Origin of the sequence: Vibrio sp. HENC-03, from assembly GCF_000305755.2 — a bacterium.
Lineage (GTDB): Bacteria > Pseudomonadota > Gammaproteobacteria > Enterobacterales > Vibrionaceae > Vibrio > Vibrio owensii.
On record NZ_JH976126.1, the window covers coordinates 130328 to 143923 of the forward strand.

Below are 13596 nucleotides of genomic sequence, written 5' to 3' on the forward strand. Positions count from 1 at the left end.
GAAACATGAAGAGGGCTATTTCATGGCGCAATTTATAGACCGAAGGCTCAATGGCAAAAACAAGAGCGCTGTTAATCGACAGCGCTTCTTGAAACGTCATAAAGAGCAGATTAAAGAGTCGGTAGCTGACGCAGTGAATCGACGCTCAATCACGAACACGGAAACGGGCGAAGACGTCGCTATACCGCACAAAGACATCAACGAACCTATGTTTCATCAGGGTAAAGGAGGCGTGCGTGACCGCGTGCATCCTGGTAACGACCAATTTATCACTGGTGACAAGATCGAACGCCCGAAAGGTGGCGGCCAAGGCGGCGGTGCTGGTGAAGGCAATGCCAGCCCTGACGGTGAAGGCCAAGACGAGTTCGTTTTCCAAATATCAAAAGATGAGTACCTCGATATCTTGTTTGAAGATTTAGAGCTGCCGAATCTTGAGAAGAACCAAATTGCCAAAATCACAGAATGGAAAACCCACCGTGCGGGTTATCAAACCGCGGGTATCCCATCTAACATTGCTGTCGTTCGTTCGCTACAACAATCTTTGGCACGACGCACCGCAATGACAGCAGGTAAGAAACGTCTTCTAAACGAGTTAGAGGATGAACTTACTCGCATCAAAAACATCGAGCCCGCTCAACAGCTCGAAGAAAATCGTCTGAAGAAGGAAATAGAAGAGCTACGCAAGAAAATCGAAAGCGTGCCCTTCATTGATACTTTCGATTTACGTTTCAAGAACTATGAGAAGCGCCCAGTGCCTTCAAGCCAAGCGGTTATGTTTTGTCTGATGGATGTATCTGGTTCTATGGACCAAGCCACCAAAGACATTGCAAAACGCTTCTATGTACTGCTTTATCTGTTCTTAACGCGTACTTACGAGAACGTGGAAGTGGTCTTCATTCGTCACCATACCCAAGCGAAAGAAGTGGATGAACATGAGTTCTTCTATTCGCAAGAAACGGGCGGCACGATTGTTTCGAGCGCACTGAAGTTGATGAACGAAATCGTTCAAGACCGTTACCCTGTGGGTCAATGGAACATATACGCTGCACAGGCATCCGATGGTGATAACTGGGCTGACGACTCACCTCGCTGTCGTGAGTTACTCGTCAATAAGCTACTGCCTAACTGCCAGTACTATTCATACATTGAGATCACGCGTCGCTCACACCAAACATTGTGGCACGAGTATGAGAAACTGAGCGAATCGTTTCCAAACTTCGCCATGAAAAACATCCGCTCCGTGGAGGATATCTTCCCAGTCTTCCGTGAACTATTCCAAAAAGAAACGGCGTAAGGAGGCTAGCGATGAATACCGCAACGACAAACCTTTCGGGGGAAGCCTCGAAGAAGCGCAGAGAAAATATGCTTCCAGATGGTCCAGATTGGACATTCGAATTGCTGGAGCGTTACCACAAAGAAATCAAGCGTGTGGCGGAGCATTATCGTCTCGACACCTACCCTAACCAAATTGAGGTCATCACCTCAGAACAAATGATGGATGCATACTCAAGCATCGGTATGCCCATCAACTACAACCACTGGTCATTTGGTAAAAAGTTCATCCAAACGGAGCAGAACTATAAGCATGGTCAAATGGGCTTGGCTTACGAAATCGTGATCAACTCAAACCCATGTATCGCTTACTTGATGGAAGAGAACACCATCACCATGCAAGCGCTGGTTATTGCTCACGCTTGTTATGGACACAACTCGTTCTTCAAAGGTAATTACCTGTTCCAAACGTGGACTGATGCTAGCTCAATCATTGACTATCTCTTGTTTGCGAAAAACTACATTGCTGAGTGTGAGGAGCGCTATGGCGTACATGAAGTCGAACAACTACTCGATTCTTGCCATGCCCTAATGAACTTCGGTGTGGACCGTTACAAGCGCCCTGAGAAGATTTCCATTAATGAGGAGAAAGCGCGTCAAGAAGAACGTGAAGCTTACCTGCAATCGCAAGTGAACGAACTATGGCGAACCGTTCCACAATCGAAAACCAAAGAAGAAGATATCAAAGTGCGCTTCCCGAGCGAGCCACAAGAGAACCTGCTCTACTTCTTTGAAAAACACGCGCCACTGCTTGAACCTTGGCAGCGCGAGATTGTGCGTATCGTGCGTAAGGTAAGCCAATACTTCTATCCACAGAAGCAGACTCAAGTCATGAACGAAGGCTGGGCAACCTTCTGGCACTACACCATCCTTAATCACCTTTACGATGAAGGGTTAGTGTCTGAGAAATTCATTCTCGAGTTTCTTCACAGCCACACAAGCGTGGTTGCACAACCGCCTTACAACAGCCCTTACTTTAGCGGCATTAACCCGTATGCGCTTGGCTTTGCGATGTTCCGCGATATCAAACGTATCTGTGAAGAGCCAACCGATGAGGATAAAGAGTGGTTCCCTGAGTTAGCAGGAACAGACTGGCTAGATGCGGTTCACTTTGCCATGCATAACTTCAAAGACGAGAGCTTTATTAGCCAATACTTGTCACCGAAGCTAATGCGTGATTTCAAGTTGTTTGCCATCAACGATGATGATCGTAAGAACTTCGTCGAAGTAGCTGCGATTCATGATGAGATGGGTTACCGACGCATTCGTGAAACTTTAGCAGCGCAATATAACTTGGCAAATCTAGAGCCGAACATTCAAGTCTTTAACGTGGATGTGCGAGGCGATCGTTCGTTAACGCTTCAGTATGTTCCTCATAATCGCATCCCTTTGGATAACAGTTATGAAGAAGTCTTGAAACACGTTTACCGCCTATGGGGCTTTGATGTGATTCTTGAAGAAGTGAAAGACACCGGACACAGAGAAATTCTCTCAACCTGTCCGAAACGTAATCAGTACGACACCAATATCTAACCGATACAGCGTCCGAGCTATCGTAGATACAAAAAGGCTCCTCAATGAGGAGCCTTTCTAATTCTAAAATCAATACTCACTTATTGTGCTTGGCTAGCGACAATGGCTCGTACTGCTTCTAAATCTTCTGGTGTATCCACACCTGCTGCTGGCGCTTCTTTTGCCACTTCAACATGAATTTTTTCACCGTACCAAAGCACACGAAGTTGCTCTAGACACTCGATTTGCTCAAGTGCGCTTGGCTGCCAATTCACATAAGTATTGATGAAGCCAGCACGGTAAGCGTAGATGCCGATGTGACGCATCAATGGATTCGCGACGGTTTTGTCTTGCTTGGCAAAGTTGTCACGATCCCAAGGAATCGTTGCACGACTAAAGTACATGGCATAACCACGCTCGTCCGCGACCACTTTCACCGCATTCGGGTTAAAGACTTCCTCTTCCGATTCAATCTCAACCGCAAGTGTTGCCATTGGCGCATCGCAACCTGCTAGGTTGTCAGCGACTTGGCGAATAATAGACGGCGGAATCAATGGTTCATCACCCTGAACGTTCACCACGATGTGGTCTGCAGGGATTGCCATTTTTTCTACCACTTCTGCTAGTCGCTCAGTGCCAGACTCGTGGTTTGGCGAGGTCATACAAACCTTGCCACCAAACTGCTCTGCCGCCGCCGATACGCGCTCATCGTCAGTTGCGATAATCACATCTTCAGCGCCCGCTTGTAAAGCTTGCTCATAAACCCATTGGATCATTGGTTTACCACCAATGTCTGCCAACGGTTTACCCGGTAAGCGGCTTGACGCGTAACGCGCAGGAATGACAACCGTAAAAGACATTAGCGTCCCTCGTCCATGCTCATGGCTCGTGCTTCTGGCTCAAGCAGAACAGGAATACCCTCTTTGATTGGGTAAGCAAGGCGATCCAGTTTGCAGATCAACTCTTGATTATCTTTATCGTACGTCAGCTTACCTTTGCACACAGGGCAAGCTACAATCTCAAGCAGACGGTGATCCATAAGTCGCTTTAACCTCTTTTATTCGATTTAAAATTCGCTCTGCGTCGTTTGATTCAAACTGAGCAGAAACGGGCAGATACCACCAATTGTCTTGCGCATAACTGTCGCATTTGACGGCATCCTTTTCTGTCATAATCACATTCGCCCCTTGTTGAGCCAATGCGTGTAATTCTTGCTGGTCAAAGTCTTGATGATCGGCAAAGCCTTTCGTCACTTTGACATCCGCATTCATTGCGTTAAGTGTATTAAAAAATCGTGGTGGATGCCCAATCCCCGCAAACGCAACGAGATCACGTAATTCACGGACCTCGACTTGTTGTTTTGTCTTCAGGTTGATAGCCTTTGATGGCGCTAAAGACATTGGCATTTCGCCACGCTGAGCTTGACCACCATTAGTGATGATAAAGTCGACTTCAGCAAGACGCTCTACCCCTTCACGTAGCGGGCCAAGTGGAATAAGGCTTTCATTGCCAAAGCGGCGATTACCATCAACGATAACAAACTCGATATCTCGCTCTAAAGCGTAATGCTGGAGGCCATCGTCAGTAATAATGATGTCAACGCCAGTTTCAAGCAATGCTTTCACCGCATTGGCACGAACCGGATCTACAGCGACAGGTGCACCAGTACGACGATAAATCAGTTTCGGCTCGTCTCCACAGTGTTTCGCTGGTGTATTGTCATCCAAAACGAGCGGATACTGCGGCGCTTTCGCCCCATAGCCACGAGACACAACGCCTGGTTTGTAACCAAGCTGCTGTAATTGCTCCACCAGCCACACAACAACCGGTGTTTTACCATTGCCCCCAGCCGTAATGTTACCCACCACGACTACAGGCACTGGCGCTTTGTAAGCTTGTTTTTTACCTGATTGATATTGTTGACGCTTAGATTTACTGATCGCACCAAACAACAAGCTCAGTGGCCACAAAAGCGGCCACAGCAGGTATTTGAGAGGATGGTTTTCGAACCAGATTTTTTCAACCACAGTTCTTAGGCACCAAATTGGATTCGATGAAGTTGAGCGTACGCGCCGTCTTTCTTAGCAATCAGCTCAGCGTGGTTACCACGTTCAACGATAGAGCCTTCATCTACCACTAGGATTTCATCTGCATTCTCGATAGTCGACAATCGGTGTGCAATCACCAATACCGTCTTATCTTTTTGCAGTTCATCCAACGCCGATTGAATAGCACGCTCAGATTCCGTATCCAGAGCTGATGTCGCTTCATCAAGAACCAAAACAGGGGCATCGCGAAGAAGTGCACGAGCAATGGCGACACGTTGACGTTGACCGCCAGATAAGCTCGCACCATTCTCACCAATCATCGTATCAAGGCCGTCTTCCATCTTGCTGACGAACTCAGTGACATGAGCAAGTTTAGCGGCACGTTCGATGTCTTCACGTGTGTATTGATCTTCTGTCGCGTAAGCAATGTTGTTTGCAATCGTATCGTTAAACAAATGCACGTTTTGCGATACAAGCGCGAACTGCTCACGTAAGTTTTTCAGTTCGTAAGCGCGAATATCGTGACCATCAAGCGTAATCGAACCGCTGCTCACGTCGTAGAAGCGATTGAATAAGTTCGCGATGGTACTCTTACCTGAGCCTGAGCGCCCAACAAGAGCAACTGTCTTGCCACGAGGAATATCAAAGCTCACGTTCTCAAGTGCTGGTTTCTCTGCACCTTCGTAGGTAAAGCTGACTTCTTTCACTGCAACATCACCATTTGCGCGCTCTACAGTAAACTTACCTTCGTTCTTCTCTGGCTCTAGATCTACTAGTGCGAACAAGGTTTGGCTTGCTGCCATACCACGTTGGAATTGTGACGTTACATTTGTCAGCGCTTTAAGTGGACGCATCAAACCAAACATTGCAGAGAACACAACGGTAAAAGTACCCGGCGTTAATTGATCTTTGATTGAGTCGATACTTGCTAGGTAAAGCACCACAACAATCGCAATAGACGCGATCATTTGAATGATTGGGTTTGCTGCCGCTTGAGCAGTCACCAACTTCATGCTTTGTTGACGCATTTGGTTGCTGACTTTTTCGAAGCGTTTGCCTTCTATATCTTGACCACCGTAGCTTAGTACGACTTTGTGACCTTTCAGCATTTGCTCAGCAGACGCTGTCACATGGCCCATCATCGTTTGCATGTTCTTCGAGATCTTACGGAATCGCTTAGAAACGATACCAATACCCCAAGCAACAACCGGAGCAACAGCAAATAGAACCAAAGAAAGCTGCCAGCTGTTGTAGAACATCAACACAAGAAGACCGATGATGCTCGCACCTTCACGTACAATGCTAACCAATGCTTGGCTTGTTGCGGCAGAGACTTGTTCTGAGTCGTAAGTAATACGGGATAGCAAGTTACCTGTTTTTTCTTTGTCAAAGTAAGACACAGGCATGTGCATAAAGTGGTTGAACACCATTCTACGAATTTGCATTACCACATTGCCGGATACCCAGCTTAAGCAGTAAGTGGAAACAAATCCGCTCACACCACGAATAAACATCATGGCGAAAACAATCAGTGGAAGCGTGCGTAGAAAATCAGATTCCGCATTACCAAAACCTTCATCAAGAAGCGGTTTTAGCAACGAAATCATATAGGTATCTGAAAGTGCATTAATGACTAACGCAATGACGGCAACGATAATGCCTGACTTATAAAGGCGAATAAATTGCCATAGACGCTTAAACGTCTGCCAGGTCGTTTCATCAGTATTTATCGACATAGAAGTGCTTTATTTTCTTACATTAAGACTCTTATTCTACTCCCTTACGCAGCATCTGCCTATACCAAGGCTCAATTGTCTCACTACGTTTGGTTTCAAAATGCCAATTGTCTTGATCTATGAACACCGACACTTGACCGCTTGCTCCCGTATCCAGCCAGTGTGCGTTTGCATTCTCATAAGCATGAATGACCTTGTCTGCAGGCATTCCCCACTGATTGGCTTTAGCTAAAGACGCGATGGCAAGTTGGGGAGAAACTGCTTTCACAAACTTAGGGTTGGATGAACTTTTGCTGCCATGATGAGGCACAAGCATCACATCACTCTCTAGCTTTTCGGGTTCACGAACTAATATCCACTCGCTGATGGCTTCGATGTCCCCTGTTAGAAGCAATTTAAAATCAGATTCTGCGTCGACGACTCGAATAACACACGAATGAGGATTGTAAGCACGATTTACCTGTTTAGGCGGCCACAACACTTCAAATTTAAGCGCCTGCCAAATCCATTGTTCTCCGGCAATACATGGTTGGTAATTAAAGTATTGCTGACTGCTGAATTTTGTTTTCGGAGAAAAATGTTCCTCTATGTAGCCTCGACCACCAGCATGGTCTGAGTCTGCGTGACTCACAATCAATACATCGATAGAACGAAAACCTCTGCGATGCAGCACTGGCGAAACAACCTGTTGAGCGATACTGCCAGTGTTCCACGCTTTCCCAGTATCATAAAGAAGAACCTCTCCCTCCTTCTCTATCAAAACGGCCAGACCATGCCCTACATCCAACACATCGATACGCCAACGTCCAGATTGACGTTCATGAAATAGAGCTGCGGAAACAATCACGAGCAGCAAAATAGCCATCACCCCTTCAGTTAGAAATCTCGCCCCGATGAAAGCGCAAGTTATTGCAATAACCAGTAACGTCATCTCAATACTCATGGAATACCAACTGCCTTCAGCGAACTGCAATGACCAACTAAGAGGCCAAAGCACCCAATCTAAACATTGCCACAATAGAGCAGCCACATAGTCAGACAAAGGAGTAGCAATGAGCGCGATAAACATCAAAGGAACGACAATGAAACCAAACCAAGGAATAAAAATGAGGTTATAAACGATGGAAGACAAACTGGTTCCTGAGAAAAACACACCACTGATGGGAACAATCAACATAGTAAGTACTAACTGTACTTTCAGTAGTGCTGTTAACTTAGCAATCCAATGGCCTTGAGCCTGTTGTACAACATTAACCGCAAGCAATACCGTGACAACAGAAAGGTAAGACAACCAAAAGCTTATATTTAGAGGCGCAAACGGCTCTAAGCAGAGCTGAATCGAAACCGCAAGTAGAAGCACACGCCATGGGCTCCAATAAACCAAGCTAAATTTCAGCAGCAAGTAAATTGCGCAGACAGAAAATGCACGAGTGGTAGGTAAAGAGAAGTTGGCTAACCATGCATAAGCAAGAGCAGTGACAAGTCCAAATAATGGCGGTAGGAAGGCGTAGTTAGGCAGCCCATACCTAATAGCAAAGCCGACACTCATTCCAAAGGCAAAAGCCATGCCTATGTGCAAACCGGATATCGAGACCAAATGCAGTAAGCCGCTGTCTCTCAGAGCCCCCCAATCGGATTGAGTAAGCAATGAGCGGTCACTAAAGGCGAGCGCACTGATCAAAGGAAAATGTTCAAGCTCTGGGATATGTTTATTTGTGGTCGCGATGATTTGCTGACGTATTGAAGTTTGTGTTCGGATCACCCACGTGGCATCAGAAATGACTACCGCCCTTGCAGCGATACCTTTTCCAGCGGCTTGTTTCTCTGCATCGTACCCAGCTTCATTCTTCAGGCCAAAAATGGGTTTGATCGTGACTTGAGTGGTGAATTCACTGTTAACAGTCAGAGGGAATGCGGTTATCAATCGGATTTTTGGTTTAAGAAAAGGTAACAGCTTTTGAGAATTCACCTGATTGATCTGCGCAATTCCTTCATATCCGTGACTTATTTGCGTAAAAGGGCTGTCAACTTTACCATTTATGGTAATATTCACCCCTGCTTGAAACAGGGCTTGTCTTTGATGCTCCATAACATTGCCGTGGATAATGACAACCATAAAGCCCCAAATTGCGCCTATGCTCAATAAGCCACGCCGTAATTTGATTATCGAGCCAATGGCAATTATTCCCAGCAGCAACCATCGCCAATCTGGCATCGTCGGCCACCATGCAGACGAGATAACGCTTGCTACAAATAACGCCAAGGTCAAACTTTTTTCTAAGAGAGTCATGTCGTCCTATGCCTAGAAAGCTGATTAAACGCTTCATGCCAGATCATGAAATGATCAAACGCCAAAAAGCACTGAAGGTCTTCGGCAACGTTTTATACAACCCAAATCTGTGGTGTTTAAATCGTCGCTCTGCATCTGGTGCTTTTGCTGTTGGTCTGTTTATGGCGTTTGTTCCGCTTCCGAGTCAGATGATCATGGCTGCAGGTCTTGCCATCATGCTTGGCGTAAACTTGCCTCTCTCTGTTGCCCTAGTTTGGATCAGTAACCCAATCACCATGCCAGTATTGTTTTACTTTGCGTACAAACTTGGCGCACTGGTGATGCATGTACCACCACAACCTTTCCACTTTGAGTTGTCGTGGGAATTCATCATGCAACAAATGAACACCATTGGACCTCCGTTCTTGTTAGGCTGCGCGATTTGTGGTGTTGCTTCGGCAATCATTGGCTACTTCGGTATTCGTGGGCTCTGGCGCTATTCAGTAGTAAGAAGCTGGCAAAAACGCAAAATACGATAAGTACTTATTGAAAAAATGGCAGGCTACAACGCGTTGATTGGAAAAGAGTTAACGTTTGAAATGAAAGAAAATGTAGCCAAGGTATGAAAAATACTGAGCCAGTACAGACTTAAAAATAAAGGACCGAAATTCGGTCCTTTATTTTTTGTGTTTCGTTTATTTGACGTGTTATTTCGAGCTCAAAACCGCAGCAGGATTCAGCTTCGCAGCTCTCGATGCCGGATACCAAGTCGCAAGCAAACTCAAAATAATCGCCGTGCTTGATACCAAAGCAACATCTGGCCAATTCAGTTGTGATGGCAGGAAGTCGACAAAGTAAATGTCCCCTGATAAGAACTGGTGCCCTATCAAGCTCTCTAAGGCTTTGATGATTGGTGTTAAGTTTAATGCGACAAACACACCCACGATACTGCCTGCAATGCTGCCGAATACACCTGAGAACACTCCCTGCCAAACGAAAATGCGCTTAATCAGCCCATCTTTCGCACCCATGGTTCGAAGAATCGCGATTTCTGCGGCGCGGTCTTTTACCGCCATCATTAGTGTCGAGACAATATTGAAGCTCGCTACACCAATCACTAGCACCATTACCAAGTACATAATGGTGCGGACTAACTGGATATCGCGATACAAGAAGCCAAACTGTTGTTGCCAGCTTTTTAGATACACATACACATCAATCAAATTACCTACTTCTCTCACAATCGAAGGGGCGTTCAGAACATCATCTGTTTTAAGAGAAATCCCGGTAACGCCATCACCCAAACGCGCATACGCTTGAGCATCCTTCAGTGGAACCAGAGCGAGCGAATGATCGATTTGACCATTTAGTGTTAAAAAGCCTGAGATCTTAACTCGGACACGCTTAGGTGCTTGAACTTTATTGGTGCTGCCTGTTTGTGGAATCATCAATGTAATGTAGTCACCCACATCGACGTTCAGTTCATTCGCGACACCACGCCCCAAAATCACTTGTTTTTGACCTGGATAGAAGTTTTGCCAAGCTTCTGGATCAATGAATTCAGACATGCTCGAGACGGCCTGTTCAAAAGCAGGGTCGACACCTCGAACTTCTATCGCTTTTAACTTAGTGCCTTTTTCGGCCAATCCCGTAAAGCGAACATAAGGCGCTGCCGCGACGACGTGTTCGTGGTTTAGCGCTTGATTCATGGTTTTGGTGTAATTGTGTAGCGGGCCATTCACCCCTTCCAATTCACCGTGCGGAATAACCGACAGCACGCGCGATTGCAACTCACGCTCAAAGCCATTCATAGCAGAAAGACCAATGATGATCACTGCGACGCCAACAGCAATACCGATGGTTGAAGAAAGTGAAATGAACGACACCATCTTGTTACGCTTTTTAGCGCGACTAAAACGGCCACCGATCATCAATGCTAAAGATGAAAACAAAATTAGCCCTCCGCAACCGCTGTTTCAGTGATAAAGCGATCCACCAGCAAGCCATCTTGCATATGCATTTGACGGTCCATTTTCGCCGCTAACTCGTTATCATGAGTCACGACCAAAAAGGCTATGTTCGACTCTTGGTTTAACTCACGCATCAAATCATAAATTGCCAGTGCCGTGTTGTGGTCGAGGTTACCCGTTGGTTCATCTGCTAATACCAGATCAGGTTTATTCACCAGTGCTCTTGCGATGGCAACACGTTGGCGCTCACCACCAGAAAGTTCAGATGGGCGGTGATCCATGCGATGACCTAAACCCACTTTTTCTAGTAATGCTTGTGCTGCTTCTTTCGCTTCAGAGACCTTTGTTCCGCCGATCAACAAAGGCATTGCCACGTTCTCTACCGCAGTGAAGTCAGCTAGCAAATGGTGGAACTGATACACAAAGCCAAGGTGTTTATTACGTAATGCGGCTTGCTTATTCGAGCTTAACGCGGACAAATCCTGACCTAGAAAATCGACCTCACCTTCGGTCGCATCATCCAATGCTCCAAGAATATGAAGTAACGTACTTTTACCTGAGCCTGATGAGCCAACAATTGAAACCAACTCCCCTTTGTCGATATCAAAACTCACGCCTTTCAGCACTTCAGTATCTAGCGAGCCTTCTCGGTAGACTTTACGAATATCACGACATTCTAATAGTTTATTCATAGCGAAGTGCCTCAGCAGGTTTAACAGAAGATGCTCGGTAAGACGGGTAAACAGTTGCAGCTAGACTCAGAGCAATCGCCAGCACTACCACTAATAAGATTTGGAATGAATCAATCACGATTGGCAGATGACCACCGAAGCTAAACAAGGCAACGCCTGCGGCTTCCAAAATCGCATTGAGGTTGAGCGATAAAGCCACACCGACAGCACCGCCAACAATCGCGCCAATCACACCGCTACTTGCGCCTTGCACCATGAAAATCGCCATCACTTGAGATTGCTTCATCCCTTGGGTTTTGAGAATCGCGACTTCTGATTGCTTCTCCATCACCACCATGATCAAAGCAGAGATAATGTTAAACGCCGCAACGCCAACAATCAGACCTAGCATCAAGCCCATCATGTTCTTTTCCATTTTTACCGCTTGGAAAAGCTCACCACGTTGCTCACGCCAATCACTCCATTTCCAATCGTCCGGCAATGGTTTATCTGCAAATTCAGTCACCATAAACGGATCAGAGAAATACACGCGCCAACCCGAGACGGTGTCTTTCGGCAAACGCATCAGCTTTGAAGCATCCGTCATGTTAACGATCATAAGCTGACCGTCGACATCAGAGCCGGTATTAAAAATGCCCGCAACAGTGAAGTTACGTTGACTTGGAATGCGGCCTAGAGGCGTAAATTGAGTGGCATTGGTCACCATCAAACGCACTTTGTCACCCATAGAAACTTTCAGGGAGCGCGCTAAGCTGTGACCAAGAAAAACTTTATACTCACCCGCTTTTAGTGACGATAAGCGGCCAGCAATAAGGTGATTAGAGATAGGATCGCCCAATTTAGGTTCGATACCAATTAGGTAGCCAGCCGTCAGCTGTGCAGAGCTTTGAATCACCGCTTCACCACGAACGATAGGTTCCGGTTTCGCGCTTGTCGACATATCTTGAATGAACTGAGGGGCATTTTCACTGATAGGTGTTTTACCATCATGTTGCGAAACGACCGCATGAGGAAGCACACCTAAAATACGTTCTTTAAGCTGGGCTTCAAAGCCATTCATAACGGAAAGTACGGTCACTAACGCCATCACACCGATCGTGATACCCGCTGTCGACATATAAGAAACAAATCGACTGAACCTATCTCCGGAGCGTCCCCGAAGATACCTCAAGCCGATAAACAGAGAGATAGGATGATACATATAAGGCAAACCAACTGGTTTTTTAATAATGGAGCTATTACTTAGCTAATTAATATTCGTTATCTTACCTTACTCTTACTATGAAGAAGACAAGATAATCGCCAAATTTGTCAACGACATGCAATAAGTCCCTATTTACAGCAAAAAGTTCAGCCAGAAAAACAGGTAAACTTGATAACTTAAACTGATTAGCGATAATCATTGCCCTATCCTACTCATTCTTCAATGAAATGAGAGCGCTCGTTGGCAGAAAAGGACCAAATTATGACAGAGCAAGAATACTTCACCGTACACCACAATCTGACGATCAACGTCGAAACGTTAGAGACGGGCTTTGCTCTGCCAGATGAAGAGACTTTTGTATCAGAAATCCCAGCGCCTTTCATTGTTGCGAGTGAATTCAGTCATCTCGATATGTTGGCTGATAACGCGAGACTAGAGCTGCAAAGCAAAGAGCTCAAACACGTCATCTATTTGCTGGATACACAGAACTCAAAATTAAACCTGCTACTGAGTTTTATGCTTTCTCAACAAGATGATGCCAAATTACGTTTTCAAACGACTCAATTCGGCGCTAGTCAGTTGAGCTATCGCAGTGATTCTGAAGTAGAAACGGGGAAACTGGTTCGCGTAAAACTCTTCTTAGATCATCCAGCTGCAGCAATTTACTGCTACGCTCAGATAGTAGAATGCGAATCTACCGAGCAAGGCTATGTGATCACACTCAAGTACAAATTACTTAGAGAAGCTGACCAAGATTTATTAATCAAAGCCGCGCTATACCAACAGCAAAAATTACTCCGTCAGCGCTCACTAGAGCGAGATAACAAATAATT

Annotated in this window: 12 protein-coding genes; 4 read left to right on the forward strand and 8 right to left on the reverse strand. The window is 45.8% G+C overall.

The genetic code is table 11. From position 1 onward, the window contains the following. Window positions 1-22 precede the first annotated feature (22 nt). Together VCHENC03_RS06820 and VCHENC03_RS06815 are read left to right on the forward strand one after the other, a co-directional pair. Window positions 23-1294, forward strand: a complete 1272-nt coding sequence (locus VCHENC03_RS06820; RefSeq protein WP_009707120.1) for a YeaH/YhbH family protein — start codon at window positions 23-25, stop codon at window positions 1292-1294. Window positions 1295-1305: 11 nt separating this feature from the next. Continuing rightward, window positions 1306-2865 carry a SpoVR family protein gene (locus tag VCHENC03_RS06815; RefSeq protein WP_005437485.1) on the forward strand — a complete coding sequence of 520 codons (1560 nt, stop codon included), beginning with the start codon at window positions 1306-1308 and terminating at the stop codon, window positions 2863-2865. A gap of 80 nt (window positions 2866-2945) precedes the next feature. Here the strand turns inward: VCHENC03_RS06815 and kdsB are convergent, their stop codons facing one another. Genes kdsB through VCHENC03_RS06790 form a run of 5 tightly spaced genes read right to left on the reverse strand, consistent with a single transcriptional unit; the run spans window position 2946 to window position 8918 of the window. Next, entirely contained in the window at window positions 2946-3704 is a 759-nt protein-coding gene (kdsB, locus tag VCHENC03_RS06810) for a 3-deoxy-manno-octulosonate cytidylyltransferase (RefSeq protein WP_009707121.1), read from the reverse strand. After that, on the reverse strand, window positions 3704-3883 hold the full coding sequence (locus VCHENC03_RS06805; protein WP_009707122.1) for a Trm112 family protein: 180 nt from the start codon (window positions 3881-3883) through the stop codon (window positions 3704-3706). Before VCHENC03_RS06805 ends, kdsB begins: the two co-directional genes overlap by 1 nt. Next, window positions 3864-4871: a tetraacyldisaccharide 4'-kinase gene (gene lpxK / locus VCHENC03_RS06800; RefSeq protein WP_009707123.1), complete on the reverse strand. Its 1008-nt coding sequence runs from the start codon at window positions 4869-4871 to the stop codon at window positions 3864-3866. The genes VCHENC03_RS06805 and lpxK overlap by 20 nt, the downstream gene beginning before the upstream one ends. Window positions 4872-4876: 5 nt before the next feature. Then, on the reverse strand, window positions 4877-6628 hold the full coding sequence (msbA, locus tag VCHENC03_RS06795; protein ID WP_009707124.1) for a lipid A ABC transporter ATP-binding protein/permease MsbA: 1752 nt from the start codon (window positions 6626-6628) through the stop codon (window positions 4877-4879). A 31-nt stretch (window positions 6629-6659) separates the two neighbouring features. Further along, entirely contained in the window at window positions 6660-8918 is a 2259-nt protein-coding gene (locus VCHENC03_RS06790) for a DNA internalization-related competence protein ComEC/Rec2 (RefSeq protein WP_009707125.1), read from the reverse strand. Window positions 8919-8926: 8 nt separating this feature from the next. Here VCHENC03_RS06790 and VCHENC03_RS06785 point away from each other — a divergent pair, with 8 nt between their 5' ends. Beyond that, window positions 8927-9436 (forward strand): DUF2062 domain-containing protein, encoded by a 510-nt coding sequence (locus VCHENC03_RS06785; RefSeq protein WP_009707126.1) that lies wholly within the window; start codon window positions 8927-8929, stop codon window positions 9434-9436. A 168-nt stretch (window positions 9437-9604) separates the two neighbouring features. Here the strand turns inward: VCHENC03_RS06785 and lolE are convergent, their stop codons facing one another. Genes lolE through lolC form a run of 3 tightly spaced genes read right to left on the reverse strand, consistent with a single transcriptional unit; the run spans window position 9605 to window position 12760 of the window. Beyond that, a complete protein-coding gene (gene lolE / locus VCHENC03_RS06780; RefSeq protein WP_009707127.1) occupies window positions 9605-10849 on the reverse strand; it encodes a lipoprotein-releasing ABC transporter permease subunit LolE in 1245 nt (414 codons plus the stop codon). Window positions 10850-10851: 2 nt separating this feature from the next. Beyond that, window positions 10852-11559: a lipoprotein-releasing ABC transporter ATP-binding protein LolD gene (gene lolD / locus VCHENC03_RS06775; protein WP_005437497.1), complete on the reverse strand. Its 708-nt coding sequence runs from the start codon at window positions 11557-11559 to the stop codon at window positions 10852-10854. Then, entirely contained in the window at window positions 11552-12760 is a 1209-nt protein-coding gene (gene lolC / locus VCHENC03_RS06770; protein WP_032802943.1) for a lipoprotein-releasing ABC transporter permease subunit LolC, read from the reverse strand. Before lolC ends, lolD begins: the two co-directional genes overlap by 8 nt. Window positions 12761-13024: 264 nt before the next feature. On the opposite strand from lolC, the gene VCHENC03_RS06765 reads away from it, so the two are divergent. After that, complete coding sequence (locus VCHENC03_RS06765) at window positions 13025-13594, forward strand: PilZ domain-containing protein (protein WP_009707129.1); 570 nt, start codon at window positions 13025-13027, stop codon at window positions 13592-13594. Window positions 13595-13596: the final 2 nt, after the last annotated feature.